Genomic DNA, 26,173 nt, shown 5'->3' on the forward strand with positions numbered 1-26,173 from the left:
GAGGTATTAAAGTTGAAACTTTATGAATTTACTTTTAAAGGATTATCATATTTTACTTCTGAAATAAAAAGTTATACAATTTTTGGTGCTTTATGTTGGGGATATAGAAATTTTTTTGGCGAAAAAAAGCTTTTAGACCTTCTTGAATGTTTTAATTCAAATCCTCCCTTTTTAATCTCTTCTTGCATTTTTAAAAAGGGAAATATCAGATATTTTCCTTGTCCTCAAATAGAGGAGGCTTTTCCTGAACCAAAAGATATAGAAGAATATAAAAAACAAAAAGAAATTAAGAAAAAACTAAATTATATTCCTGAAGATATCTTTATAGAATTTTTAGAGGGGAAAATTAAAACAAAATGGAAATTAGGTCAAAAAATTGAAGAATGTAAAGGTTTTGAGACTATATCAATTCATAGGACAATAAAACTTCATAATTCAATAAATCGTTTAACTTGGACAACAGTAGGTGGTCAGTTATATAATGTTTTTTCATACTTTTACCCAGAGTTTTCATTTTTTATTTGTTTATTTGATGAAAATTTATTAGATGAAATTAAAGCTGTGTTTAAATATATATCCTTTGGAGGTAATAAATCTACTGGTTATGGAAGAGTTAAATTGATAAAGGTTGATAGAGTAGAAAAATTTGAAAAATATTTAAATCAGTTTACTCAAAAGTTTTATACACTTTCTTCAACCCTTCCAGATTCTTCTTTTGATTATGATAATAGTTATTATCAAATAGAAATCTTTTGTGGAAAGGTTGAAAATTTTTATGATAGATTAGTTGCTCCGATATTAAAAAGAAAGGTATTATATCTCCAACCTGGTTCCATTTTAACTATAAAAGATGGTAATAAAAAAAATTTTTATGGTAATTTAATAAATGTTCTTTCTTCAAGATCTCTTATTGATCCTTCAAAGGAAGTGAAAATTTATCAGTATGGTTATGCCTTTCCATTTTATATAAAAGAATAATGGAGGATAAGATGGAACTTATAACTCTTTCTCCTTTGCATATAGGAGATGGAGAAGAACTTATTCCTTTTGAATATATAGAAGAAGATAATAAAGTCAAAATCTATCCTTTTGACTATTTCATAGATAAGCTTTATGAAACGTATAAAGAGCCAAAAGATTTACTTCCTAAATTAATAGAACTTAAAGAAACAGCTAAGAACGGCTTAAAAGAAAATTTGAAAGATTATTTTAAAAAAGTCAAGATTTCAATTTCTCCAAAATATGAAATAACTACAAAGGTTGGTATCCCAGCAGAAAACAATATTAAGACTTTTATTAAAAATCTTGAAGGACCTTATATTCCTGGAAGTGAAATAAAGGGTGCTTTAAGAACTGTATTTCTGTATGGAATATTGAAAAAAGATATTAAAAGAAAAAGCCAATTTTTAAATCAACTTGAAAAAATAAAACCAGAAATAGAAAAATTAGCAAATGTTTACGATGAAAGAGAGAAAAAAGAAGAAAAAAGAAAGGTCTTAGAGAGTATATCAAAATTAATTGAAAATTTAGAAAGAGAAATTTTTCGTGCAAATCAAGAAGATGCACAATATGATCTTTTTAAAGCTATTACTGTTTCAGATTCATTCTCTATATCCTATAACGATCTTTATATAGATGCTATAAGAGTGTTAAATTCAAGTAGAGACTTAAGAAGCTATTCAGAAATATTAAAAGGGGGTTTGAGAATTAAATTAGATGGGTTTATTGATGAAAAAATTGCTCTTGAGGGATTAAAGAAATTAACCATTTTTAATGAAAAATTTAAAAATCAAAATATAGAAAAAGTAACTTGGCAATTTTTAAAAGAAAGTGCTATAGATTTTTATTCAAGTTTAATTGAGAAAGAGAAAAATTATGTAAAAAATAAAGTAAAAGATCAAGAACTTAAAAATTCTTTGTTAAAACAATTAGAAAAATTAGAAGTATATATTAGAGAGGCTAAAAATTCTTCAAAAATTATAATTCCTTTAAGAATTGGTCAGCATCAAGGATATTTAAGCATTACTATAATGCAATTAGTAAAAGAAGAAAGACCTGATTTATTTGATGATATTTTTAAAGTTTCTGCCCCTCAAGTAAGGTGTGAGCTTAATAAAACCAGAAGAGTAGTTGAAAGTGAGGGGAAGTTTTTAGGTTGGTGTTTTTTATACATAGAATAAAATGCCTGTTAGGTTCTCTATAGATTTAAATCTTCAGAGTAAAGTAGAAAATCCCTCGTTAATTACGCCTGATGTTTTGCATGGGTTTTTCTTTAGTCTTCTTCCTTCAAATATAGCTGAAACTCTTCATAGACCTTCAAGATACAAGCCCTTTTGCCTATGGGCACCTAAGATATTTAAGTTTCTTCAAGATAAAGAGACTTTTCATGATTTTTCCAATTCAATTTTAACCATAACGGTTAGTTTTTTAAAAGATGAACTCTTTTCTCCATTTTTATTTAAGCTTACTGAGAATAGAAAAAATCTATTTTTAGGACCTTACAAGGTTTCTCTATTACAAAATCCAGGAAGTTTAATAAAAAATGATGAATACAGTACATTTGAAAATTTTTTAAACATCCAACCAAAAACCTACATGTATTTCTATGCTATTACACCTATTTCCTTTAAAAAAGGACAAATTGATTATCCCTTGCCTGACCCTAAGATTTTTTTTAAAAGCTTGATTAATAAATGGAATTACTTTTCCCCTTTTAGAATAGAAGTTGATTTAAGAAAAGTTTTAGAGGAGAAGTTATGCATAGTTTATAGTAAGATAAGGACTTATAAAATCAAACTCTCTCTTGGAAGTGCTGTGACAGGTTTTAAAGGGAAAGTTGTTTTTTATGGGAAAGGTCTGATAGATGAAGAATTGAGGTGGCTTAATATTCTTGGACATTTTTCAAGATATGCCGGCGTTGGTAGAAAAACCACTATGGGGCTTGGTATGGTTGAATTTCAAGCACTTAATATAGATGAAATTACTGCTGAGGAGGGCATCGATGATGCTAATTTACCAAATTGGTCGGCTTGATTCAGGCGCATTTAATCCAATAAAATTTGAAGTTAATGGAAAAGAATATACAGCTCAACTTAGTTCTTTTGCTCTTCGCCAAAGCTTTCTTGAAAATGGAGAAGCATCTAAGGTTATTCTTATCTATCCCGTTAGCTTATTTTTAAACAAATCACTTTCGAACAAAAATAATCCTCAAACTCAAAATATTCCAATAGATTTTAAAAAGGTAATAGAAAGTATTTTATACAATAAAGCCGAACGTTTTAACTATCTCTCAAATCCATATCCATATTTTGCTAAGCATCCCCATTCAAAAGAAGCAGATGAATTTATAGTAATTCACAGCATAGGGCAGTATGAAGGTATAAATTTTTCCGCAACTTTAGAAGAGCTAATTCTTGAAATCTTTATTGATATGGTTAAGCGGTATCAAGATGAGCCTTTTTCTGAACTTTATCTTGATATCTCAAGTGGTCATAATATATACACTTCAGCTCTTCTTGAAGCAGGAAGATTATTTTTAACTTTTTATAAACTACAAAATTTTTTAACTAAAGGAAAAGAACTTAACGTTTTTATAACTTTTTCTGATCCGATTCTACCACCCTATGAGAGAACCTTCAAAATTCATAAAGGATTCCTTTTAGAAGTAAAAGTATTTTTTAGTTATCCTGAAAAACCTTATGAATATTCTCTTAGGCAAGGTTATATGAAATTTGCAGGAGAATTGGCAAAAGAAAACAGAGAAATTAAAAGAGATTTAAATGATCTTTTTTCCTACGGGAAATTTTTTTATTCCGCTATTAAAAATAATATTCCTCTGGTGCTTTATACTCAGGCTTACCATTCGGAGGAACGTATAAATGAAGGACTACAGATTTTAATAAAATTAGTAAAAGACAGTCTTACTCAAAATTATCAAAACACTCCTAAACTTAACTTTGATCTTTTTCGCAAAGCTTTCCTTATGTTAGCAATTTACAAAGGAATAACAGAAGTTCTCAAAACTTATAAAATTGCAAAAAAAGAAGAAGTTTCAATATCCGAACTTAGAGAAAAATTTGTAGAAGAAAACAAAAGTCTTTATAAATATTTTGGATTGGTTCAAAATAGAAATTATCTTTCTCAAGAAATAAAAAATAATTTTGATAGAAATAAAGATAAATTTGAAAAAGAATATAAACTTTTGAGAGAATATATAGGTGGGGAAAGTGAAGATTTTAACCCAAGAAATTTTTTTGCCCATTGTGGATTTGAAAGAAATAGCATTTATGTCAGAAAAGATGGAGAAGAAATTTTAGTAAAATATAGAGAAGATAGGTTAGAAGAGATAGCAAAGATCTTAATGGAATATTAATTAAAATGTATGGTAGAATTTTAATATACTATGGACAAAAGGTAACTTTTTCTGAAGATATAGCCTCTATCATAAGCTTTAAAAGCGGTTTTGAAAATATTGGTCTTCCTTTAATCAGACTTTTTCCTTCTAAAGACTATTCGAGAATTTATTTAAATTTTAAAGAACCGATAATACCAGTTAAAAATTTATTTGTAAAATTTTTGAGAGAACGTAGAAAGTGGTTAGAAGAATTCCAAAATACTGCTTATTTAGCTTTGAAGTACAGAGATCATAAACTTTATGGAAAGTCTTTTAATGAGCCAATTCCATATAGATTATTAGTAAAAGAAGTTTCTACAATAATTAAAGCCTATTACAGATATTATAGCATTGCTTGTGCAATTTTGACTGCCCTCTTTTTTACTAATGTTGGATTACCTAAATTCTTGCCTAAGGTAGTAGAAGAAGTTTATGGGCAAGATTTTCTTGACGATTTTTTCTTTGCTCCAGCTTTTATATTTACTGTCTTTGAATCAACTGCGGATCTTTTATTGGGGGAAGCACTTAAAGATGAATTTTGTATAGCAAAAAGTTTTCTTTCTTTTTTACTTTGGAAACATGCAAAAGCTTTACTTAAAATTCCTTATTTTAAATTAATTCATGTAGGAGTTAAAAAGGAGCTTATATGGATTACCTTATAGTATACGATATTTCAGACCACAAAAAGAGACTTAAAGTATCAAGACTTTTACAAAAATTTGGTTATCGCATCCAATATAGTGCATTTTATTTACCTGAAACAAAGGGAAATATAATAGATTTCTTATTTAAAGAAATTTCTAAACTTATTGATAAGAATACCGATCGGGTTTTCTTTTATCCAGTACATCCTCCAGAGGTATTTAAAGGCTATCCTCTTGAACCTTGGAAAATTTTTATAATTTAAAAAGGAGTAATAAATTATGAAACAAACTATTATTATCTACAGTAATTATGTAGAAGTAAGTCGTAAAGGAGGAAGACTATATATTGAAACTCCTAAAACTAAATGTAGTATACCTCTTTCTAACATAGACGGAATACTCATTTTTGGAAAATCTTATCTTACTTCAGAAGCTATCTCTCTTTGCATGAAAAAACAAATTCCTATTATCCTTTTTACTATCTATGGAAAAATAAAGGGACAGATTTTACCCCCGGCTAATAGTGAAACTACTAATAAAAGAATAAAACAATTCGGTCTCTATTTTTTCAAAAGATTTGAAATTGCTAAATATTTAATAAAAAGAAAATATAACGAAATAGAACGCACTTTTAATGTAGAACTTTGGGAACTTAAACCTAAAATTGATGAAGTAACTGATTATACTTCCTTACTTGGTATTGAAGGAATAGCAACTAAGGTTATGTTTCAAAAATTTGAGAGTATGATAAAAGATACAGAATTTAAATTTTGGGATAGGAATTATCGTCCTCCAAAAGATGAAGTAAACGCCCTTTTAAGTTTTATTTATACTCTTGGTTATAATTTAGCAACTGGAATTATTGTTTTAAAAGGATTTGACCCTTTTATATCTTTTCTTCATTTTAAAAGAGGTAAACATGCTGCTTTTGCTTCAGATTTAATGGAAATAATTCGTCCTAAATTAACTTTATTTTCTGCAGAGCTTATTACTAAGAATAAGATAATCAAGGAAGATTTTGTTAAAGAAAATAATTATTTTTATTTAAAAAAACAAGCCATTTATAAGATTTTAGAAGAGTTCAATCAGCTCAAAGAAGAACTAATAACTTCTATGAAAAAGTTTTTAACTGATTTGGAAAATTTTGATTTTTAGAAGAGATTTGTAAAATGCGAGTTATAGTCTACGATTATGAGACAGAAAAAATAAGAGAAAAGGTTAGGAAAAATTTGAAAAAGCTTGGAGTGCATGCTCAATGGAGTGTATTTGAGAGTTTAGAAAGTTATGAAAACTTAATAAAAGTTTTGCTTGAGGAAGAGGGTGAGAAATATAGAGTAGCTATTTTTAAGATTAATCCAAAAGGAGAAATAAGAAAAATTGGTCAAAATTGGGAAAAGATTAAATTTATTTTTTAAAAATTTTTACTATAATAAATTTTAATAGCAAATTGTTCTTTGAAAATTGAATAATTTAGAAGGGCAGGTTTTTTATTGGAGCATTAATTTTAAACTTTTTCTCCTTTCCATAAGTAAAAATCATTAAAGCTTTAAAGAAGCAAATTTTAAAAAAGAAATATTGAGATTCAGTTATCCCTGATCTTGTAGCTCAAAATAAATGTGTTCTCCAAGGGTAAATTTTAAAAAATTTAATTTGTTTTAATATTCACAAATAAGATTTTATAAGATTTACATAGTGTTAGGGTTGAAACCTGCCCTGGATTAAAAGGGATTGCGAATTACAAAAATAAAATTTTTCATGTGGACAGGTCCATTCAAGAGTTGAAACCTGCCCTGGATTAAAAGGGATTGCGAAAATTGATCATAAAGTATTCTTTCAATTGTCTCTTTCAAATTGTTGAAACCTGCCCTGGATTAAAAGGGATTGCGAATTTCGTTGAACTTCTTTATCTTACTCGCACACTCTTTTTCACAAGTTGAAACCTGCCCTGGATTAAAAGGGATTGCGAAACCTCTTTGTAAATCATTTTAACCCTCCCTTTTTTTATTGTTGAAACCTGCCCTGGATTAAAAGGGATTGCGAATCTTCCGGTTTTGGTTTGTGCCATACTGGGAATTCAAATACGAGTTGAAACCTGCCCTGGATTAAAAGGGATTGCGAAACAGGACATTTTTCTAACATAACCTTACCTCCTTTTTAAGTTGAAACCTGCCCTGGATTAAAAGGGATTGCGAAAAATTGCTCTATCCTCTCAAACTCAACTACTCTAAATGTTGAAACCTGCCCTGGATTAAAAGGGATTGCGACACTTTTATTTACTTTTCCTCCGATTTCGTTCCAAATATTAATGTTGAAACCTGCCCTGGATTAAAAGGGATTGCGAAATACAAACCTCTTTACCCTCAGCACAAAGCTCTTCATATGTGTTGAAACCTGCCCTGGATTAAAAGGGATTGCGAATGTGGTAATTTTTTTTATCATGGCTTACACCTCTTTTTTAGTTGAAACCTGCCCTGGATTAAAAGGGATTGCGAAAAATGATTTAATTAAATGTTGATAGTTCAACCAAAAGGTTGAAACCTGCCCTGGATTAAAAGGGATTGCGAAAAGAGAGGAGTGGAGGATTTATTCAATTTTGATGGTAATTTCGGGTTGAAACCTGCCCTGGATTAAAAGGGATTGCGAAATACAAACCTCTTTACCCTCAGCACAAAGCTCTTCATATGTGTTGAAACCTGCCCTGGATTAAAAGGGATTGCGAATCTTTTTTTTCTGGCATAATAACCCTCCTTTATATTTTGTTGAAACCTGCCCTGGATTAAAAGGGATTGCGAAATAAGATCCCTGTCTTCTCCTATGATAATGAATTTTTTGTTGAAACCTGCCCTGGATTAAAAGGGATTGCGAATATACAAAAGCCACTTTCCTTATAATAAGGACAATTTTTAGTTGAAACCTGCCCTGGATTAAAAGGGATTGCGAAAAATGATTTAATTAAATGTTGATAGTTCAACCAAAAGGTTGAAACCTGCCCTGGATTAAAAGGGATTGCGAATTGACACCTCCGTAAACTTTCGTATCGGCTGTATAATAGAAGTTGAAACCTGCCCTGGATTAAAAGGGATTGCGAAGATCTAAATCTACCTCCCCTTCCCTTTTCTCTTTCAAATGGGTTGAAACCTGCCCTGGATTAAAAGGGATTGCGACTTTTTCATTTTTGTCCTCCTCCTTTTGATTTTTTATTTTTATGTTGAAACCTGCCCTGGATTAAAAGGGATTGCGACACTTTTATTTACTTTTCCTCCGATTTCGTTCCAAATATTAATGTTGAAACCTGCCCTGGATTAAAAGGGATTGCGAATTAACATCTGCAAAATTTATAGGAATGTTAATGGTTGAAACCTGCCCTGGATTAAAAGGGATTGCGAATTTGCCATTTCCTTTCTCATAAGTCTCACCTCCTTATTTGTTGAAACCTGCCCTGGATTAAAAGGGATTGCGAAAAGTTGCTACTTTTTCAATCATAGTTTTCCCCCTTTTTAGTGGTTGAAACCTGCCCTGGATTAAAAGGGATTGCGACGCAGACTTTATGACATCAGAAAGTCTAATCTGAGAAGGTTGAAACCTGCCCTGGATTAAAAGGGATTGCGACTTCTGTCCAGCCCAGCCCTAATAATTTGATATTGATTAGTTGAAACCTGCCCTGGATTAAAAGGGATTGCGACCCTAAAAAATTGGGCAACTCTAAAAACTACTGAAAGAACACGTTGAAACCTGCCCTGGATTAAAAGGGATTGCGACACTTTTATTTACTTTTCCTCCGATTTCGTTCCAAATATTAATGTTGAAACCTGCCCTGGATTAAAAGGGATTGCGAATTAACATCTGCAAAATTTATAGGAATGTTAATGGTTGAAACCTGCCCTGGATTAAAAGGGATTGCGAATTTGCCATTTCCTTTCTCATAAGTCTCACCTCCTTATTTGTTGAAACCTGCCCTGGATTAAAAGGGATTGCGAAAAGTTGCTACTTTTTCAATCATAGTTTTCCCCCTTTTTAGTGGTTGAAACCTGCCCTGGATTAAAAGGGATTGCGACGCAGACTTTATGACATCAGAAAGTCTAATCTGAGAAGGTTGAAACCTGCCCTGGATTAAAAGGGATTGCGACTTCTGTCCAGCCCAGCCCTAATAATTTGATATTGATTAGTTGAAACCTGCCCTGGATTAAAAGGGATTGCGACCCTAAAAAATTGGGCAACTCTAAAAACTACTGAAAGAACACGTTGAAACCTGCCCTGGATTAAAAGGGATTGCGACACTTTTATTTACTTTTCCTCCGATTTCGTTCCAAATATTAATGTTGAAACCTGCCCTGGATTAAAAGGGATTGCGACCCTAAAAAATTGGGCAACTCTAAAAACTACTGAAAGAACACGTTGAAACCTGCCCTGGATTAAAAGGGATTGCGACACCCAGAGAAAAGAATAATCAAACAATCTTATTAAAAATTAGTTGAAACCTGCCCTGGATTAAAAGGGATTGCGACATTAAAGATACAGCCTTCATCACTCCATAACCTTCTATAGGTTGAAACCTGCCCTGGATTAAAAGGGATTGCGACAATATTTTCTACTTTTTCAATTTTGGTATCCCATACTTTAGGTTGAAACCTGCCCTGGATTAAAAGGGATTGCGACATATGTTTTTGCGGTGATTATTCCTTGACCTACTGATTTCAGTTGAAACCTGCCCTGGATCAAAAGGGATTGCGACGTATAAATTTCTTTGCTTCTTCAAGTTGATAGTTTAAATCGTTGAAACCTGCCCTGGATCAAAAGGGATTGCGACTTGGGGATCAAAAAAGATTGCGGCCGTCTACTTGCAAAGTAAGACCAAACAACCTTCTTTGGTTTCTGATTTAAAAATTTTTAAAAATTGGTTATAGAAATTTCTTTAAATATTCAATCCATTCATTGGGGAGACTGTTTTCAATGGCTCCTTTGAGAATGGTTTCTATATAGGATCTCGGTGGTTTCCCTCTTTCCTTTGGTTCTGGTCTCACATAAGCTATAGCTTTTATTTTTTTTACCCATCTCTGGTAGAAAAACTCCAAATTCCTTTCTTGTGTAACTAAAAGGATAGCCTTCATACTTATCTAAACAATTAATAAGATCATCAAAGGAGTTAAACTTAAATACTACTCCCCAAACCCTTTCGTTTGGATTTTCAACCATATTAGCAGTGGGACCACCCCTCGTACTTGAATATCCATCAAATACAAGTTCATAGCCTTCAACATACCCAATACCAATCTTTTTCCAGAGGTTGCCACAACGCTCCTTCATCTGCTCTAAACTCATGTTTGAACCATATGCAAAATAGTAAACCATAATGCCTCCTTTAATTTAATTAATTTTATTAAATTTTATTTACATCTTTCCAATTTCCTGAAGGAATAAGAAGTTTGTTATCTACCCCTTTATTATAAAGATAGGCATAAACGGAAATAATGGTTCCATCTTCAAGCACAACCTCTATGAGCTCTCTTTTGAATAATTCAGGTACTCCTTCAATCAAGTCAAGCCTTTCAAGCAGGCTTTCTGGTATCTCGTAGACTTCACCTATAACTTCGCCCTCACCCTGTACCATACCTGGAAATGAGCTAACATTGTAGAGAAGAAAGCCTTTGGCTTTAGCATAGCCCAGAAATTTACAATCAGCTAAAGTACTATGTCTACATTCTCCTTTTCTTAAGGTTCCATAAACAAAAAGTTTAGGCATAACTTAAAGTATCCTTAGTAGAATTGGTTAAGGCACGTTCTTTTCACTAATGTTTTATCTGGAAAATACCTCTATATTCTCCTCTTTATCTCCTTTGCTAATCTTTCAAGCTGATTAGTGTATAAATAAACTGCCTTAGGGGATACTTTATCCCATCTTTCCTTTAAATTTAATATCCCCTCTTTAGCAGATTCTTCGTTATCCGCTCTATATTATTCTTCTTAACTTTTCCACTAAACGCACTTACTTCATCTTCGGTTACCTTTATTAACCCCCACTCCTGACCCTCGAGGCGCTTCTAAAGATAGTTACTTACTAATTATGAAAAAACTTGAAAGGTTTGAAAATTTAATTAAAATTTCTCAAAACTTTGAAATTGAAAAAACTTAATTTATTTGAAAAGATTTAAATTGTGTAAATAATGTTTTTTCATCGTTTACAGTGGTTGAATCATAGCTAAAGGATTAATCTCTGCTAGATATTTTAGACTATGAAAAAGAAAAATGAAGAACTAAAATAGGGGGGTACAAAAGATGGAAGAGGAAAAAATTCATCCAAAAGTTCGTAATAGAAGAGTTCATCTTGCAAATGAAAGAACATTTCTTTCATGGATAAGAACAAGTATAGGAATAATGGCATTTGGATTTGTTGTTGAAAGGTTTGCTCTTTTTGTAAGACAACTTTCAGTTTTTCTTGGTAAAGAAATTCCTCTAACCCCTCATCATGGATACTCTTCATTTTTTGGAGCTTTTCTTATTGCTCTTGGAGCAGTAATGGGTTTTCTTGCGTTTATAAGATATAAAAGCATTGAAAAACAAATTGATGAGGATACATACAAACCATCTATATTGCTTGATATACTTTTAGTAATCTCACTTCTTGTAATTGCCATTTTTTTAATAATCTATATACTCTATAGCATTTAAAATTTTGCAAATTTTCTGCACTCCCCAAATCCAAAGATATGTAAGAGTTTTTTAAAATACCTTTAAATTTTTTTAAATTTGTTTAAAATTGAAGCGTTTTCAGTGAAGTGCAAGAAGAGAATTAGTTTATCTTTTACGTGAACTTTTGGCAAAACAGCCTTACTAATGCAGGATTGACTCTTTTAGAAGCTGTAAAAAATGAATACCCCTGTAGCAGATCATTATGTTGAGATAAGTTATTAGTTTTTATAAAGATGCGATTAGATAAATTTTTGTCAGATCTTGGTATAGCATCAAGAAGGAAAATAGTTCATTTAATAAAAAGTGGCAAAGTAAAGATAAATGGAAAAAAGGTAACTAATTGTGGTATTAAAGTAAATCCTGATTTAGATTTAATTGAAGTTGAAGGAATTTTGGTAACTGCTTTGCCAAAAAAACACTACTATAAATTTTACAAACCTAAAGGTTATATTACTTCAAAAGCAGATAAAGCCCCTACAGTAATGGATCTTCTTCCTTCAGATCTCCCAGGTTTAAAAAAGATTTTTCCTGTTGGAAGACTTGACAAAGATGCAGAAGGATTATTGATTTTTACAGATGATGGATTGCTTGCTCATCGTATTATGCATCCTAAGTGGAAACTTACTAAAACATATTATGTGCAAATAGATAAGGAAATTACAGAAAAAGATTTAGAAAAATTAGAAGAAGGAATTGAACTTTCTGATGGAAGAACTTTACCCTGCAAAATTTCTATTTTAGATTTAACTCGAAAATTTTTGCAAGTAAAGGTTAAAGAAGGAAGATATCACTTAATAAAGAGAATGTTTGGTAAATTGGGATATAAGGTGTTAGAATTAAAGAGGATTGCCATAGGACCAATTAAATTAGGAGATTTAAAACCTTCACAAATAATTCCGCTTTCTTCTGAAGAGATTCGTCTTCTTAAAGAAGCAGTAGGGTTAAAAGACTAAGAATATATTTAGTTTTACATAGATAATCTAGTTAATACACCGTGAAGTTTGGTTGGAGGAAGGTCAAGGAACTTAACAAAGTGAGGGCTTATTTGTTTTATAAAAGCATAAATTTTCCAAAGAGGACTTGAAGTTTGAATCTCTTCTAAACCGTAAAAAATAACTCTTTCCTCTATTCCATTTTCTCTAAGAATTTCTTCAACTCTTAGAATTTCCATATAACCATAAGCTATTTCAAAGACCTTAGCACCATTACAAAGTGGTTGAAGGAAACTTGTAGTAATTCCATAGGGCTCATTTTTGCGGATAAGTGAAAGAAAAATATTTTCTTCATAGATAATTCCATGGAAAAAAAGAGTTTCTATTACATAAGGAGGAAAAACAGAAGGATCTCTTATTAAAAAAAGAGCTGTTCCTGGAATTTTAGGATTTGTAGCATAAAAACGTTCAAACTTATTTATAAATTCTTCTTTACTTAGAAAATTGGTAAAACGATAAAGTCTTTTTTGTCCATTAGTGTAAAGAAGAATTATAGAGAAGGGGAAACTTGCAAGAGCTACTGCCCAATACCCACCATGGGGAAATTTAAAAAGGGTAGAGGTAAAATAGATAAAAGTAATAATAGCGGTAAAGATGGCAATACTCATAAAAGAAAAATGCCTTTTTAAGTAAAAAATAATAATAAGGAATATCCCAGTAATAGTCATATTTCCAGCTACAGCAAGTCCATAAGCCCCTGCAAGAGAAGATGAGCTTTTAAATTCATACATGATAAAAGAAACAGCTAAAAGGAGTAACCAATTAACAGTAGGAATATAAATTTGTGAAGGAAGTTCTACCGAAGTATATTTAACTTTAAAAATAGGAAGAATTCTTGCAGTAATTGCTTGATAAATTATGCTAAACATTCCACTTATCATAGCTTGTGAAGCAATAATGGTTGCAAGTAAAGCAATTATTAAGAAGGGGATATAAAAAAAAGAAAGTGTGCCAAGACACATCTCAAAAAGAACTGATTTTGTTTCTGGATTTAATAAAAGATAGGCTCCCTGTCCGAAATAGTTAGTAACTAAAGCAAGAAAAACAAGTTTCCAAGCTTGTTTAATAGGTTTTGCCCCTAAATGTCCCATATCAGCATACATTGCTTCAGCTCCTGTAACGCAGAGAATAGTTTCTCCAAGGACAAGATAGGCTTTCCAGCCATTAATTTTAAAAAATTGAAAAATATAATGTGGACTTATAGCTTTTAATATCTCAGGCATTTTAATAATATTAATAAAACCTAAAAGAAAAAGACTACTAAACCAAAGGCTCATAATAGGTCCGAAAGTACCAGAAACTGTTTCTGTGCCACGAGATTGAAAGATAAAAAGCCCTAAAGTAATAAGTATGCTTATAAATACTATTTCCATTTCAGTAAGAGGTCTAAATCCAGGAATATAGGAAATACCCTCAACAGCACTTAGAATACTTATTGCAGGGGTAATAACTCCATCACCCATAAGTAAGGAGGTACCAAGAAAAGAAAGAAGGGTTACTACAGAGATAGCCCTTTTTGAGGTAAGAAGTCCTCTTAAAATTTCAAAGAGAATAAGGGTTCCACCCTCACCCCTTAAACTAAGACTCATAGCAAGAACAGTATATTGCAAAGTAGGAATAATAATAAGAGTCCAGAAAATAATGGATAATACCCCGAAAACATTTTCTTTTGTTGGAGGTAAAAGAAGAAAGACAACTGTAAGAGTATAAATAGGGCTTGTCCCAATATCTCCAAAGACAAGCCCAATAGCTTTGATTATTCTTAACATAAAAAATTTTTCAAAAAATCTTTGTAGAGATTATGCCAAAAACTTCCCCTTTGTCAACTAAAGGAAATATTTATATCTCATATATTATTTTAGGTTTTCCGTTTAGTTTAGCTCTGTAAGCAAATTTATCTGCTAAGTCAAGAACTTCCTTAATTTCTTTTGTTCCGTCGATTTCTACAATTCCGATACTTACACTTGGTTTAATTTTAACGGAATTTAATTTAATTTCTGAATTTTCCAATTTATTAATTATTCTTTCGGCGATCTTTATTCCTAAATTTTTGTCACAATGATTTAAAATTACTACAAATTCATCTCCTCCCCAACGACATCCCAAGTCTTCTTTTCTTATACTATCCTTTATGGCTTGGGCAACAACTTTTAGAACTTTATCCCCTATTAAATGACCATAGGTGTCATTTATTTTTTTAAGGTCATCACAGTCTATAAATAATAAAACAAATTTCTCCCCTCTTTTTGAAGCAGCCATAATTCTTTCTAAAGCATCCTCTAAATATCTGCGATTATAAAGACCTGTCAAAAAGTCTTGGGTAGCCATTTTAAAAAGCTTTTCTTCTTTTAGTTTTGCTTCAGTTATATTTTGTCCAATTAATAAATATAGGTTTTTAAAAACTTCAATTATTTGAAAATTGAACCAGTAATTTTTTATATTAAAATTTTTAATCTCCAGTTTTCCCTCAAAAAGCTCTATATTTTTTAATTCTTCTGAAATTTTTTCTATAAGATATTTAAGTTCTTCTGAATCAAAGTAAAGGTCTACGTTAGCATTTTTAAAAATTATGTTTTTTTCTCCATTAAAAAGTAAAATTAAATTTTCTGTTTTTTCTGCAACAGCCTTATAAATATTTTCTCTTACAGAAATATTTTCTAAAAATTCATTTATTACCGAAGCTAAGTTTTTATACTCTTTAGTGGGATAATCTAAGGAAAGCCTTGTTTTTTCTTTATTTTCAACCTCTTTAATTTCACTTAAAAGCTTTAATAAAGGTTTTAAAATATATTTATCTATCAAAAAAGACATAATTATAGCAAATATTAAAAATAAGGAGATCTGAGTGATACCTATAAAAGGGATGATAGATTTAATATAGGGTTTTTCTACAAAAAAGCTTACCTTAACCTTTAAATTTTTATCATTTAAAAAATGGTTCTTTTCTAAAATTATTTCATTAAAATCTGCTTTTATAAAGTTTATTTCTGGTGAGGGTTTATCAGATTTAAAAATCTGAAGATCTTTTACATCAAAAAAATTTGCTAAAGTATTTATATCTTCAGAGGTTAAAAATCTACCCATAAAAAGGTATCCCTTTGGAGGACCAGTGTAATTTGATTTTAGAACAGGATAAATCGAGATAATGAAAGGTTTATCCATAAATAAAACCAGTTTTTTATAATCATATAAATTTTTATTAGAAAGATTTTTTAAGTTTTCTTTAATAAGATTTAAAAGCTCTCTGTTAAGATAAATTTTACCGCTCTTTTTATTAAAAAGTCCCCCAGCTTTTATTTTTCCGTTTAAATATGTATAGAGAAGTAAATCTATTTTAAGATTTAAATAAGTTGATGGAGTAAGATTAGCTTTTATAAATTTTTTAAAATTTTTATTTTCCATAAATAGATAGGCATCATCCCAAGCTGCCCAGTCTTTAGTTAAATTGTGTAATTTAGTCATCTCTTTTTGAAAATAGTTTTCTATTTTATTTACTCTATTTTTAGAATTTTCTTTTTCTAAGGACAAAAAATTTGATTCTAAAAATTTAAAAATAAAGAGATAAGAAATTAATAAAAAAGAAAAGATAAAAGTAGAAAGCAAAAGGAAAAACTTTTTTAAACTCATAATACTAATTTTAGATTAAAAGCAAAAAATAGCAAATTTTAAAATCTTGACAAAGGGTGGGATTTAAGTAATTTTTTTTAAAAATTTAAATTAAAATTTTTCAAAAAATGAATAAAATTTCTATTAAATTTATTTTTTGTGCCTTAAAAGATGAACATCTTGAAAAATTAAAGGAACATCTTGAAAAAACTTATTTTTCAGAACTTGATATTGCTTATCTTCCCTTGGATATTTCTAAGGCTTATAATTTCAAAAGAAATCAATATTTAGCAGATATTATAATTGGAGAAGCAAGAAAATTAAAGAAGGACCCTAAGGAAAAATGGCTACTTGTTGTAGATGTTGATCTTTATGCTTCTGGTTTAAATTTTATTTTTGGTCAGGCAGATTTGAGATCAGGAATTGGAATAATTTCTCTAACAAGACTTAAACCTGAATTTTATGGGCAAAAACCTAATGAAAAATTATTTTTAGAAAGGGTTTTAAAAGAAGCTACTCATGAATTGGGACACCTTTTTTATCTTATTCATTGTGAAAATCCTAAATGTGTAATGGCTTTTTCTAATTCTATTTTAGATACTGATAGAAAAGAAAAAGCTCTATGTATAGGTTGTAAAAATATATTAAAAGTTTATACAAGATTAAGGTTTCAAAAATAAAAAAAGCTAAAAATTTGTAAGAAATTAGATAAATTATAAAAAAAATTGCTCAAAATTAAGCTTTATTTATTAAAAAAAGTAAAATTTTAACTTTATTATTCTTGACAAAAAATTGAGTTCTTATAAGATTTTATTAACTTGGTGAAAATAGTAAAGATTTATTAATCTTTGAAAGGGGGCGAGGATGAAATTAAATAATAAAATTTTTTATATTTTTGGGATAGTAGTATTTTTATTTATTTTTACAAGCTTCTATATTTTTTCTGAGAATCTTACTTTTGCAAAAAGTGAGAATAACTGTTTAAAATGTCATTCAGTGAAGAGACTTCCTAAGGTTCTTCCTAATGGGGAGAAGATGGACCTTTATATAGATAAAACAGGATTTTTAAATTCTGTTCATGGGAGTCTTAGTTGTACAGATTGTCATAGTGATATCAATCTAGCCACCCATCCAAGACCTATGAAGATATCAAGTAAATTAGAATATGCTAAAAAAGTTTCTCAAAGTTGTGCCAATTGCCATCCGGAAGATGGTTTATCACCAATTCATAAAAATATTCTTAAAGAGGGTAAAATATCTTGTATAGAGTGTCATGGTTCTCATTATATTAAACCTATGAAAGAATTAGCCAAAGATGCAGATAAATGTTTGGATTGTCATTCTGTAGAAGATTTATCTAAAGATCTTCCAAGTGGAGAAAAAATGTATCTTTATGTAAATAAAGAGAAATTTTTAAATTCTGTCCATGGTAAAATAGGTTGTCTTTTCTGTCATAAAGATGTAGATCCTTCTAATCATCCTCAACCTGTAGAAATATCATCTAAACAAGAATATGCTAAAAAGATTTTCAAAAATTGTTTAAACTGTCATCCCTTAAATACATTATCTCCTATCCATAAAGGATTTCTCAAAGAAGATAGAATGGTATGTTTTGGATGTCATGGGAATCATTATGTAAAATCAAAGGCTCAGTGGAAAAAAGAAACAGATAAGTGTTTAAGATGTCATTCGGTAAGAAGACTTCCTAAGGTTCTTCCAAATGGTGAACAAATGGATCTTTATGTAGATAAAGAGGCATTTAAGAAAACTGTTCACGGAGATGTAGGTTGTTGGGTATGTCATCAAGGAATAGATTTTTCAAATCATCCGCGTCCTATACGTATAGAAAGTAAAAAAGCCTATGCTAAAAAAATAACTGCTGGATGTTTTAGATGCCATCCAAAAGACGTTCTTTCTAAACACAAAGGACATGCTAAATTGATAGAAGAGGAAAAAATCCTTTGTATAGATTGTCACGGACATCATAAGAATCAACCCTTTAGAGAATGGAAAGAAAAGGCTAAATATCAAGAATATTGTATGAGCTGTCACAAATTAGATTTATTTAAGACCTTACCTAATAAAGAAAAAATTAGTTTAAAAGTAGATTTAACTCAACTTAAAGAATCGGTTCATAAAAACTTTGAATGTATAGTTTGCCATAAAGATTTTTCAAAAAAGGCACACCCAAGTTATAATTTTAAAACCAGAAAAGAATATTCAATAAATCTTTCAAGAAGCATTTGTCAAACCTGTCATACTGATGAAGAGCTAAAGAAAAATCCTGCTCACTATGCAATTGCTAAAACAGCTTCTTGTATAGATTGTCATGGCTATCATAATGTGAAATCTTTAAAAGTTCCAGCAGGAGTTCCAGAAAATAAATACTGTATGAATTGTCACTCTTTAAGTTTAGTTAAAAAAATGGAAAATGGAGAGATTTTATCAGTAAAAGTAGATGAAAAACAAATTTTGGCTTCAGCTCATAAAGATTTAAAATGTTCTCAGTGTCACATTGGTTTCTCTACTAAAACTCATCCTATAAGAAGCTTTAAATCTATTGCTGATTATAGAAGTAAAGCTCAAGAAATATGTGCTAATTGCCATAAAAATGAAACTTTAGAATATAATAATAGTATACATGCTAAGGCAATCTTAAAAGGAAATAGGGAAGCTCCAGATTGTTTAAAATGTCATGGATATCATAACGTAGCTAAAATTACTTCCAATTTGGCACTAAGATATGAAACTTGTATAAGATGTCATGATAAAGAAGATAAAAGTTTTAAGGAAAGTATTCATTATAAAGCTTATGAAGAAGGTAAAAAAGATGCTCCTGTCTGTTCAAGTTGTCACAATGCACATAAAGTATTGCCTACTAATATAGCTAAATTAAATGAAGCTTGTATTAAGTGTCATAAAGATGTGAAAAAATCTCATAATAAATGGTTATATAATCCTCCATTTAAATTAGAAAGTTTCGTTGATGTTCATTTTGCTGGAAGCACTTGTACAACTTGTCATATATCTGGTGAAAAGGCTATAGTATTAACTTTAATTACTTCTGAAAATAAACCTTTAACTTTAGAAGAAATATCTAAACTTACAAATTGGAGTGTAGAAGAAATAAAATCAAAACTTGATAGTAATAAAGATAATATAATACAAAAAGAAGAACTTTATCAATTTTTAAAGAATTTTAAAGATAAAGAAAAGGTTCAATTTAAAGGAAGATTAGATGTAGTCAACGGAAATGATGCTCACAAGATACTTACTAAGCAAGGTGCTGTAAAGGATTGCGCTTTTTGTCATAATCCAGAAGCTCAATTTGTAGGAAAATTAGAATTTAATAAAGAGGGAGAAAAACCAGAAAAATTTAATTTAGAGAAAAATGTAGTGAATTCAGTTTATGCTATACCTAATATTAAAGATTTCTATGTTTTGGGATTGACTAAAATAAATATTTTAGATATACTTTTTGTAATTGCTTTAATTGCTGGAGCTGGTGTAGCTGGTGGACATATTTTCTTAAGATTAATTACTACACCAATTAGAAGAAAAAGAAGAGGAGGATAAAATGAAAAAAATTTATTTGCATCCTCTTCCTGTTAGGATTTGGCATTGGATAAATGCTATTAGTTTTATAATACTTATTATTACAGGGCTTCAGATAAGATTAGGAGATAAAATGACTTTTATGTCCTTTCAAACTGCAGTAAAAATACATAGTTGGTTAGGATTCATCTTAATTGCCAATTATCTTATTTGGTTTGTTTATTATTTTGCAACTTTGAAATTTTTTAAAATTTATTTACCTCCCTTCTGGAAACCTATTGAATTTATCAAAAGAGCCCTTCGTCAAGCCAAATATTATGGATATGGAATAATGGTAGGGGATAAGAACCCTCATCATCCAACTCCTGAAAATAAATTTAACCCTTTACAACAAGTTGCTTACTTTTTTATTATGATAATATGTATTCCTTTACAGCTTCTTACAGGACTTGTACTCTGGGATCCTGTGAAATTTAAATTTTTAGCAAATATTTTAGGAGGAATTCAAATAGTATCCTTAATTCATGTAGGATTGTGGATATTTTTTAGTGCTTTTATTATAATTCATTTTTATTTAGCCACTTTAGGACATACATTTTGGGCTCATTTTATTGCTATGATTACAGGATATGAAGAAGAACCTGAAGAACATTAAAAATATAAAAAAATCTACTAAAGGAGGTGAAGGGGTATGAAAGTTAAAAAATTATTAATTGGTATTATTAGCGGATCTTTTATGTTGGGAGGAACTGTTTTATTAGCTCAGCAAGCTACACCCCCTACTGAAGTAGAAATAATAGTAGAAGGCGCAAAAATGGCAGGGGTTAAATTTTCTCATGAAAAGCATACTAAGGATTACAAAGTAGATTGTAAGGTATGTCATCATAAAGAAGAGGATCCAACAAAAGGGGCTCTAAAATGTTCAGTCTGTCATGGGTTAACAGGTGGAACAGAAAAAGCTCCCAATGCACCTAAAAATATGTTAGCTTATCATAAAAATTGTATAGATTGTCATCAAAAAGTTAATGCAGAGCAAGGAAAAGCTGCACCAACTAAGTGTAACGAATGTCATAAAAAATAAAATTCAGAGGGGGGGTTATAACCCCCCTGAATTTTAAAATTTAATATTCCTCTTCTGATTCTTCTACAATTTCTTCTTCGTATAAATATTCTTCTTCTAATTCTGATTTAGTTTCCTCAGTTAAAGGAAGCGTGTAAGGAACTCTTATAATTTCTCTTAATTGGTCAAGTTCTAAAGGAAGATCTTCGTCCTTTTGACAGATTTCACAGGCTTTAATGTGTTTATTTATTAATTCCATCATTTTTATAGGGGAAAGGGTGAAATTTCTTACCTCTTGATACCAATCTCTAATTAAGTTTTTTAATCTTTCGCATTGCATTTTTTATCCCTCAAAATTGGTTTAAAATTTTTAAATTTGTGATATTTTATAAAATTTCATAGAAATTGCAATAATTTTGGAAAGGGTTTTTGGAAAAATGTCTAAAATTAGAGTTTTAAGTGGGATGAGACCTACTGGGCCTTTACATCTTGGTCATCTTCATGGAGTTTTAAAAAATTGGTTAGAATTACAAGAAAAATATGATTGTTTTTATTTTATTGCTGATTGGCACGCATTAACAACTGAATATGAAAATCCTGAAAATATTTCTGAATTTTCTAAAGAATTATTTTTAGAGTGGTTATCGGTTGGTCTTTCTCCCCAAAAAAGCACTCTTTTTATTCAATCAGCAATTAAGGAGCATGCCGAACTTCATTTATTATTTAGTATGTTTGTTCCAGTTCCATGGCTTGAGAGAAATCCATCTTATAAAGAAATGCTTCAAAATATCCAAAATAAAGATTTAAATACTTATGGATTTTTAGGATATCCTGTTCTTCAAGCTGCAGATATTCTTATTTATAAAGCACAAAAAGTTCCTGTAGGTATTGATCAAGTTCCTCATTTAGAGTTAACAAGGGAGATTGCAAGAAGATTTAACTATCTTTATAAAGTGAATTATTTTCCTGAACCAGAACCTATACTTTCTGAAGTTTCAAAAATTCCAGGTATTGATGGAAGAAAAATGAGTAAAAGTTATAGAAATGCTATATTTTTAAATGATCCACCAGAAGTAGTTAGAGAGAAAGTAATGAACTATGTTACAGATACACAAAGAATTAAAAAAAGTGATCCAGGAGATCCTGAAAATCGTTGTGTTGCTTTTAACTTAATAAAACTTTACTATAGTGATGAAGAAATAAAAGAAATTATAAGAGATTGTAAAAATGCAGTTTTAGGATGTGTTGAGTGTAAAAAAAGATTGGCAGAAAGAATAATATTTGAGCTTGAAAAAATTTGGGATAAAAGGTTGGAAGTAGAAAAAGAAGATTGGAAAGAAATGTTATATAAAGGTATAGAGACAGCAAGAGAAATAGCTCATCAAACTGTAGAAGAAGTAAATATTATTATTTTCAGGAAAAAAATAATTTAAAGTTATTTTGCTTTACCAATTAATTTTAAAAATTCTTCTTCATTAATTATTTTAACACCAAGCTGTAAAGCTCTTTGATATTTAGATCCAGGATTATCTCCTGCTACAACATAGTCAACATTTTTAGAAACTGAATCTGTGGTTTTCCCTCCAAGCTCTCTTACTATTTCTTTTGCTTCGTCTCTGGTCATAGATTTTAAGGTTCCAGTAAAGACAAAGGTTAGCCCCTCAAGAATTTTAGGTTTTTCTTCTTTTTCTTCTTCAACAAAAGTAACCCCTGCATCAAGCATTCTTTGAATCATTTTGCGATTTTCTTCATTTTTGAAAAATTCAACTATTGATTTAGCTACTTCATAACCTACTCCAGGGATACTTAACAAATCAGACATAGAAGCATTCATCAATTTATCAAGGCTTTTAAATTTTTCAGCAAGCATTTGTGCCATAGCCTCTCCTACATGTCTTATTCCAAGAGCATAGATAAATCTTCCCAAAGTAGTTTTTTTACTTTTTTGTATAGCCTCATAAAGATTTTTAGCTTTTTTGTAAGCAAAACCTGGAAGTTTCATAAAATCTTCCCATTTTAAATAATAAAGATCTGCCACGTTTTGAACCAGACCTCTATCTACAAGATCTCTTGCTACTTTCTCTCCAAGCCCTTCTATATTCATAGCATTTCTACTTGCAAAATGAAGAATTTTTCTTACTGCTTGAGCATAGCAATTTTTGTTAGGGCATCTCCAAATAGCTTCTTCTGGTTTTTTAATGAGTTTTGTTCCACAAATGGGGCAGTGAGTAGGAAATATTATTTCCTTTTCTTGGCCAGTTCTTCTTTCTTTAATAGGCATTACTATTTCTGGTATAACTTCTCCTGCTCTTTGGACAAGTACCCAATCACCTATTCTAATATCTAAATTTTTAATAAAATCTTCATTATGAAGGGTTGCTCTTTCAACAATAACTCCACCTATTTGAACAGGTTTTAATACCGCAACAGGAGTAATAGCACCTGTTCTTCCTACCTGAAAAACTACATCTAAAAGTTGAGTAGTTACTTGGGTAGGTTGAAATTTATAAGCAAGAGCATATCTTGGTGAACGAGCCTTAGTTCCTAATTTTTCCCAGAGAGAAAGATCATTAACCTTTATTACCACTCCATCTATTTCATAAGGTAAAGTATCTCTTATTCTTTCTATATGATGATGATAGTTGATAGCTTCTTTTATATCTTTCACTAATTTTACATAAGGGTTAACTTTTAATCCCCATTTAGGAAGAGTTTGTAATATTTCCCATTGAGTTTTAAATTTATATCCTTCAACCTTTCCCACTCCGTAATAAAAAATATCAAGTTTTCTTTTTGCTGTAATTGAGGGATCAAGTTGTCTTAAAGATCCTGCTGCGGCATTACGAGGGTTGGCAAAAGGAAGTTCTCCTTTGCGAATTCTTTCTTCATTTATTCTTTTAAATTCATCTTTATTCATATATACTTCTCCTCTTACATCAATACGAGGAGGAATATCTGGTGCATCTTCAGTAAATTTTCTTAATCTTAGAGGAACAGTAGGGATAGTTTTGATATTATTGGTAACATCTTCTCCAACATATCCATCTCCTCTTGTTGCCCCTATTGATAAACTCCCATTTTCATAAACAAGTTCTACTGCAAGACCATCTATTTTGGGCTCAACAGTATACTCTATAGGAGTTTCTTCAGGTAGTCCCAAAAATCTTTTAATTCTTTTATCAAATTCAATAACTTCTTCCTCATTCATAGCATCATCTAAAGAAAGCATTGGCTCTGCATGAGGTACCTCTTTAAATCCCTCTGCAGGTTTAAAACCAATTCTTTGGGTTGGAGAATCAGGTGTAATTAATTCTGGATACATTTCTTCTAATCTTCTTAATTCTCGCATTAGAGCATCATATTCAGCATCAGAAATAACAGGAGAATCAAGAACATAATATCTGTAATTATGATATTCAATCTCTTCTCTTAATTTTTTAACCTTTTCAATTATTTCCTGAGGAATTTCTCTTTTTTCTTTTGCTTCTTCAGGCATATAACCCTCCTTTGCTTAAGTTATAAAAGTCCTTTTTTAAATTTTACTTCAAAAATGGGAACTTCAAATAAAATTTTCAAATTTAACGAAAATGTCTTGCTAATTTTTATAAAGCTTCTATAATATTTAAAATTTTTTCAAAGGAAGGTTTTTTTATGAGTAAGCTTTGGGATTTTCTCAGTTCAGCAAAACTTGCCATTATTTTATTTTTAATTTTAGCTTTTATTTCTATTTTCGGAACAATTATTCCACAAGGAGAACCTTCTCAATTTTATCTTATGAAATATGGCCCATCCTTAGGGAAAATTATTCTTTTTTTAAAACTTGATGATGCGTATCGTTCTTGGTGGTATGTAGGGACTTTATTTTTTTTCTTAGCAAATTTAATAGCCTGTTCTATTAAAAGATTTCCTATTAGTTGGAAACTCTATAAAAAAAATCCTTTAGAAATTAACTTAGAAAATTTACCCTATAAATACCAAATTACTTTAAAGAGTAGCCTTTTAGAGATTGAAAATTTTATCTATAACAAATTAAAATTTAAAAAAGCTGAAAAAGATTTTAATGGAAAGATTTTATTTTATAAAGATCTTAATAGATGGGCACATCTTTCTGTTTATTTGGTCCATTTCTCCATAATAATAGTAATAATAGGTGCTTTAATAGGAGCAATTTGGGGATATAGAGGAAATATGTGGATAATAGAAGGACAAACTTCTAATACAGTTTCACCATTTAAAAGCAAAGAACCTATATTTTTAGATTTTTCTATAAAACTTAATAAATTTACTATAGAATTTTATCCTGATGGAACTCCAAAAGAATATATTTCAAATGTTACCGTAATAGACGGGAACCATACAATAGATGCTCTTATAAAGGTTAATTCTCCCTTTAAATATAAGGGATTAACTTTTTACCAAGCAAATTATGATACTATTCCTGAATTTAAAATTAAAGTAAGATATAAAGGAGAAGACAGATTTTATACCCTAAGTTCTTTTTCCCCAGTTTCTATTGATGATAGATATACTATTGCTTTAAATGATTTTGGTTCTGCTCATGGATTAATTTATGCTAAAATTATCTTTTTTGATTCTGAAACTGGTCAACAAATTCCTGGTATTATAATACAAGGGTTTCCTCATTTTAACATTCCTGTAGATAAAGATAGATTGCAGATATTTTTAGAAAATGTAGAAAAAATTACTTATGTTTCAGGGCTTCAAGTAAAAAGAGACCCTGGTGTTCCTGTAGTTTATACAGGTTTTACTTTAATAATAATAGGGCTATTAGGAGTTTACTTTTTTGAACCTAAAACTTTTTGGATAATTTTAATTCCAGAGAAAGATAGAATTATTTTAAATATGGGAGCCTATGCAAAAAGAGAGAGAGACACTTTAAGATTGAAACTTGAAGAAATTGGGAAACAAATTAAAAGTTTTTTATAATTTAAGAAAGATCTTGACAAACACTTAAAAAAATTTATATTTGAGGATGTTTAGTTATATCTGGAGGTTAGAATGGCAAGACATAAAAAGAGAGAAAGAGAAAGAGAAATTGAAAGAAGAAGGAGAAGAAGAGCTAAACTTGCAAAACTTCGTGCAAAAGGGCTCTTTCCAAGACCAGAAGGTTATGATCCCAGAGTATATTCCTATGTAGCTTATGCTGTAGCAAAAGGTATAATGAGTTTAGAAGAAGCCTTAGCAAGATTAGAAAAAGCAAAAATCTCTTAAAATC

The 26,173-nt window shown here is 30.1% G+C and carries 23 protein-coding genes, 1 pseudogene and 1 CRISPR repeat array; of the genes and pseudogenes, 17 read left to right on the forward strand and 7 right to left on the reverse strand.

The window, feature by feature from the left end:
* The first annotated feature begins 12 nt into the window (after positions 1 to 12).
* Genes csm4 through cas2 (TOPB45_RS05780) form a run of 8 tightly spaced genes read left to right on the forward strand, consistent with a single transcriptional unit; the run spans position 13 to position 6,452 of the window.
* A complete protein-coding gene (gene csm4, locus TOPB45_RS05745) occupies positions 13 to 978 on the forward strand; it encodes a type III-A CRISPR-associated RAMP protein Csm4 (RefSeq protein WP_013909898.1) in 966 nt (321 codons plus the stop codon).
* Between the two features lie 11 nt (positions 979 to 989).
* Positions 990 to 2,180, forward strand: a complete 1,191-nt coding sequence (csm5, locus tag TOPB45_RS05750; RefSeq protein WP_013909899.1) for a type III-A CRISPR-associated RAMP protein Csm5 — start codon at positions 990 to 992, stop codon at positions 2,178 to 2,180.
* A gap of 1 nt (position 2,181) precedes the next feature.
* A complete protein-coding gene (gene cas6 / locus TOPB45_RS05755; RefSeq protein WP_013909900.1) occupies positions 2,182 to 3,033 on the forward strand; it encodes a CRISPR system precrRNA processing endoribonuclease RAMP protein Cas6 in 852 nt (283 codons plus the stop codon).
* Complete coding sequence (gene csx1, locus TOPB45_RS05760; RefSeq protein ID WP_041430352.1) at positions 3,002 to 4,372, forward strand: CRISPR-associated CARF protein Csx1; 1,371 nt, start codon at positions 3,002 to 3,004, stop codon at positions 4,370 to 4,372. Before cas6 ends, csx1 begins: the two co-directional genes overlap by 32 nt.
* Before the next feature lie 5 nt (positions 4,373 to 4,377).
* Positions 4,378 to 5,055 carry a hypothetical protein gene (locus tag TOPB45_RS05765; protein WP_013909902.1) on the forward strand — a complete coding sequence of 226 codons (678 nt, stop codon included), beginning with the start codon at positions 4,378 to 4,380 and terminating at the stop codon, positions 5,053 to 5,055.
* Positions 5,040 to 5,300 carry a CRISPR-associated endonuclease Cas2 gene (gene cas2, locus TOPB45_RS05770; RefSeq protein ID WP_013909903.1) on the forward strand — a complete coding sequence of 87 codons (261 nt, stop codon included), beginning with the start codon at positions 5,040 to 5,042 and terminating at the stop codon, positions 5,298 to 5,300. Before TOPB45_RS05765 ends, cas2 (TOPB45_RS05770) begins: the two co-directional genes overlap by 16 nt.
* A 16-nt stretch (positions 5,301 to 5,316) precedes the next feature.
* Positions 5,317 to 6,192, forward strand: a complete 876-nt coding sequence (gene cas1 / locus TOPB45_RS05775) for a CRISPR-associated endonuclease Cas1 (protein ID WP_013909904.1) — start codon at positions 5,317 to 5,319, stop codon at positions 6,190 to 6,192.
* A 14-nt stretch (positions 6,193 to 6,206) separates the two neighbouring features.
* The gene (cas2, locus tag TOPB45_RS05780; RefSeq protein WP_013909905.1) at positions 6,207 to 6,452 is read left to right on the forward strand and encodes a CRISPR-associated endonuclease Cas2; all 246 of its coding nucleotides are present in this window, start codon (positions 6,207 to 6,209) and stop codon (positions 6,450 to 6,452) included.
* A 285-nt stretch (positions 6,453 to 6,737) separates the two neighbouring features.
* A CRISPR array of direct repeats spans positions 6,738 to 9,844; the repeat unit is 35 nt; unit sequence GTTGAAACCTGCCCTGGATTAAAAGGGATTGCGAA.
* Positions 9,845 to 9,935: 91 nt separating this feature from the next.
* Here the strand turns inward: cas2 (TOPB45_RS05780) and TOPB45_RS09260 are convergent.
* The 3 genes and pseudogenes from TOPB45_RS09260 to TOPB45_RS05790 form a co-directional block, all read right to left on the reverse strand.
* Positions 9,936 to 10,145 (reverse strand): gamma-glutamylcyclotransferase, encoded by a 210-nt coding sequence (locus tag TOPB45_RS09260; protein WP_408033201.1) that lies wholly within the window; start codon positions 10,143 to 10,145, stop codon positions 9,936 to 9,938.
* Positions 10,087 to 10,386: pseudogene (locus TOPB45_RS05785) on the reverse strand (gamma-glutamylcyclotransferase family protein); the annotation flags it as partial. The gene TOPB45_RS09260 and the pseudogene TOPB45_RS05785, both read right to left, overlap by 59 nt.
* Before the next feature lie 28 nt (positions 10,387 to 10,414).
* A complete protein-coding gene (locus tag TOPB45_RS05790; protein WP_013909907.1) occupies positions 10,415 to 10,777 on the reverse strand; it encodes a gamma-glutamylcyclotransferase family protein in 363 nt (120 codons plus the stop codon).
* 533 nt (positions 10,778 to 11,310) lie between these two features.
* Between TOPB45_RS05790 and TOPB45_RS05795 the strand changes: the two genes are divergently transcribed.
* On the forward strand, positions 11,311 to 11,703 hold the full coding sequence (locus TOPB45_RS05795) for a YidH family protein (RefSeq protein ID WP_013909908.1): 393 nt from the start codon (positions 11,311 to 11,313) through the stop codon (positions 11,701 to 11,703).
* 254 nt (positions 11,704 to 11,957) lie between these two features.
* Positions 11,958 to 12,677 carry a pseudouridine synthase gene (locus TOPB45_RS05800; protein ID WP_013909909.1) on the forward strand — a complete coding sequence of 240 codons (720 nt, stop codon included), beginning with the start codon at positions 11,958 to 11,960 and terminating at the stop codon, positions 12,675 to 12,677.
* Between the two features lie 14 nt (positions 12,678 to 12,691).
* Here TOPB45_RS05800 and TOPB45_RS05805 read toward each other — a convergent pair whose 3' ends face one another.
* Together TOPB45_RS05805 and TOPB45_RS05810 are read right to left on the reverse strand one after the other, a co-directional pair.
* The gene (locus TOPB45_RS05805; protein ID WP_013909910.1) at positions 12,692 to 14,485 is read right to left on the reverse strand and encodes a KUP/HAK/KT family potassium transporter; all 1,794 of its coding nucleotides are present in this window, start codon (positions 14,483 to 14,485) and stop codon (positions 12,692 to 12,694) included.
* A 70-nt stretch (positions 14,486 to 14,555) separates the two neighbouring features.
* Entirely contained in the window at positions 14,556 to 16,343 is a 1,788-nt protein-coding gene (locus tag TOPB45_RS05810) for a sensor domain-containing diguanylate cyclase (protein ID WP_013909911.1), read from the reverse strand.
* 107 nt (positions 16,344 to 16,450) lie between these two features.
* On the opposite strand from TOPB45_RS05810, the gene TOPB45_RS05815 reads away from it, so the two are divergent.
* The 4 genes from TOPB45_RS05815 to TOPB45_RS05830 all read left to right on the forward strand — a co-directional run bounded on the left by TOPB45_RS05815 (position 16,451) and on the right by TOPB45_RS05830 (position 20,958).
* Positions 16,451 to 17,002, forward strand: a complete 552-nt coding sequence (locus tag TOPB45_RS05815) for an archaemetzincin family Zn-dependent metalloprotease (protein WP_013909912.1) — start codon at positions 16,451 to 16,453, stop codon at positions 17,000 to 17,002.
* A gap of 184 nt (positions 17,003 to 17,186) precedes the next feature.
* Entirely contained in the window at positions 17,187 to 19,898 is a 2,712-nt protein-coding gene (locus tag TOPB45_RS05820) for a hypothetical protein (protein WP_013909913.1), read from the forward strand.
* A 1-nt stretch (position 19,899) separates the two neighbouring features.
* On the forward strand, positions 19,900 to 20,532 hold the full coding sequence (locus TOPB45_RS05825) for a cytochrome b/b6 domain-containing protein (RefSeq protein ID WP_013909914.1): 633 nt from the start codon (positions 19,900 to 19,902) through the stop codon (positions 20,530 to 20,532).
* A 36-nt stretch (positions 20,533 to 20,568) separates the two neighbouring features.
* Positions 20,569 to 20,958: a class III cytochrome C family protein gene (locus TOPB45_RS05830; RefSeq protein WP_013909915.1), complete on the forward strand. Its 390-nt coding sequence runs from the start codon at positions 20,569 to 20,571 to the stop codon at positions 20,956 to 20,958.
* A gap of 40 nt (positions 20,959 to 20,998) precedes the next feature.
* Here TOPB45_RS05830 and TOPB45_RS05835 read toward each other — a convergent pair whose 3' ends face one another.
* Complete coding sequence (locus TOPB45_RS05835) at positions 20,999 to 21,277, reverse strand: hypothetical protein (protein ID WP_013909916.1); 279 nt, start codon at positions 21,275 to 21,277, stop codon at positions 20,999 to 21,001.
* 97 nt (positions 21,278 to 21,374) lie between these two features.
* Between TOPB45_RS05835 and trpS the strand changes: the two genes are divergently transcribed.
* A complete protein-coding gene (trpS, locus tag TOPB45_RS05840; protein WP_013909917.1) occupies positions 21,375 to 22,370 on the forward strand; it encodes a tryptophan--tRNA ligase in 996 nt (331 codons plus the stop codon).
* Positions 22,371 to 22,372: 2 nt separating this feature from the next.
* Here the strand turns inward: trpS and ligA are convergent, their stop codons facing one another.
* Entirely contained in the window at positions 22,373 to 24,433 is a 2,061-nt protein-coding gene (gene ligA / locus TOPB45_RS05845) for an NAD-dependent DNA ligase LigA (protein WP_013909918.1), read from the reverse strand.
* A 155-nt stretch (positions 24,434 to 24,588) separates the two neighbouring features.
* On the opposite strand from ligA, the gene TOPB45_RS05850 reads away from it, so the two are divergent.
* Positions 24,589 to 25,884 (forward strand): cytochrome c biogenesis protein ResB, encoded by a 1,296-nt coding sequence (locus tag TOPB45_RS05850; RefSeq protein WP_013909919.1) that lies wholly within the window; start codon positions 24,589 to 24,591, stop codon positions 25,882 to 25,884.
* Between the two features lie 72 nt (positions 25,885 to 25,956).
* Positions 25,957 to 26,169, forward strand: a complete 213-nt coding sequence (locus TOPB45_RS05855; protein ID WP_013909920.1) for a hypothetical protein — start codon at positions 25,957 to 25,959, stop codon at positions 26,167 to 26,169.
* Positions 26,170 to 26,173: the final 4 nt, after the last annotated feature.

The organism is Thermodesulfobacterium geofontis OPF15, from assembly GCF_000215975.1.
Classification (GTDB): domain Bacteria; phylum Desulfobacterota; class Thermodesulfobacteria; order Thermodesulfobacteriales; family Thermodesulfobacteriaceae; genus Thermodesulfobacterium; species Thermodesulfobacterium geofontis.

Coding starts and splice junctions, on each gene's coding strand:
- csm5 (WP_013909899.1), top strand. CDS start 990: ATGGAACTTATAACTCTTTCTCCTTTGCATATAGGAGATGGAGAAGAA.
- cas6 (WP_013909900.1), top strand. CDS start 2,182: ATGCCTGTTAGGTTCTCTATAGATTTAAATCTTCAGAGTAAAGTAGAA.
- csx1 (WP_041430352.1), top strand. CDS start 3,002: ATGATGCTAATTTACCAAATTGGTCGGCTTGATTCAGGCGCATTTAAT.
- TOPB45_RS05765 (WP_013909902.1), top strand. CDS start 4,378: ATGTATGGTAGAATTTTAATATACTATGGACAAAAGGTAACTTTTTCT.
- cas2 (WP_013909903.1), top strand. CDS start 5,040: ATGGATTACCTTATAGTATACGATATTTCAGACCACAAAAAGAGACTT.
- cas1 (WP_013909904.1), top strand. CDS start 5,317: ATGAAACAAACTATTATTATCTACAGTAATTATGTAGAAGTAAGTCGT.
- cas2 (WP_013909905.1), top strand. CDS start 6,207: ATGCGAGTTATAGTCTACGATTATGAGACAGAAAAAATAAGAGAAAAG.
- TOPB45_RS09260 (WP_408033201.1), bottom strand. CDS start 10,145: ATGAAGGCTATCCTTTTAGTTACACAAGAAAGGAATTTGGAGTTTTTC.
- TOPB45_RS05790 (WP_013909907.1), bottom strand. CDS start 10,777: ATGCCTAAACTTTTTGTTTATGGAACCTTAAGAAAAGGAGAATGTAGA.
- TOPB45_RS05795 (WP_013909908.1), top strand. CDS start 11,311: ATGGAAGAGGAAAAAATTCATCCAAAAGTTCGTAATAGAAGAGTTCAT.
- TOPB45_RS05800 (WP_013909909.1), top strand. CDS start 11,958: ATGCGATTAGATAAATTTTTGTCAGATCTTGGTATAGCATCAAGAAGG.
- TOPB45_RS05805 (WP_013909910.1), bottom strand. CDS start 14,485: ATGTTAAGAATAATCAAAGCTATTGGGCTTGTCTTTGGAGATATTGGG.
- TOPB45_RS05810 (WP_013909911.1), bottom strand. CDS start 16,343: ATGAGTTTAAAAAAGTTTTTCCTTTTGCTTTCTACTTTTATCTTTTCT.
- TOPB45_RS05815 (WP_013909912.1), top strand. CDS start 16,451: ATGAATAAAATTTCTATTAAATTTATTTTTTGTGCCTTAAAAGATGAA.
- TOPB45_RS05820 (WP_013909913.1), top strand. CDS start 17,187: ATGAAATTAAATAATAAAATTTTTTATATTTTTGGGATAGTAGTATTT.
- TOPB45_RS05825 (WP_013909914.1), top strand. CDS start 19,900: ATGAAAAAAATTTATTTGCATCCTCTTCCTGTTAGGATTTGGCATTGG.
- TOPB45_RS05830 (WP_013909915.1), top strand. CDS start 20,569: ATGAAAGTTAAAAAATTATTAATTGGTATTATTAGCGGATCTTTTATG.
- TOPB45_RS05835 (WP_013909916.1), bottom strand. CDS start 21,277: ATGCAATGCGAAAGATTAAAAAACTTAATTAGAGATTGGTATCAAGAG.
- trpS (WP_013909917.1), top strand. CDS start 21,375: ATGTCTAAAATTAGAGTTTTAAGTGGGATGAGACCTACTGGGCCTTTA.
- ligA (WP_013909918.1), bottom strand. CDS start 24,433: ATGCCTGAAGAAGCAAAAGAAAAAAGAGAAATTCCTCAGGAAATAATT.
- TOPB45_RS05850 (WP_013909919.1), top strand. CDS start 24,589: ATGAGTAAGCTTTGGGATTTTCTCAGTTCAGCAAAACTTGCCATTATT.
- TOPB45_RS05855 (WP_013909920.1), top strand. CDS start 25,957: ATGGCAAGACATAAAAAGAGAGAAAGAGAAAGAGAAATTGAAAGAAGA.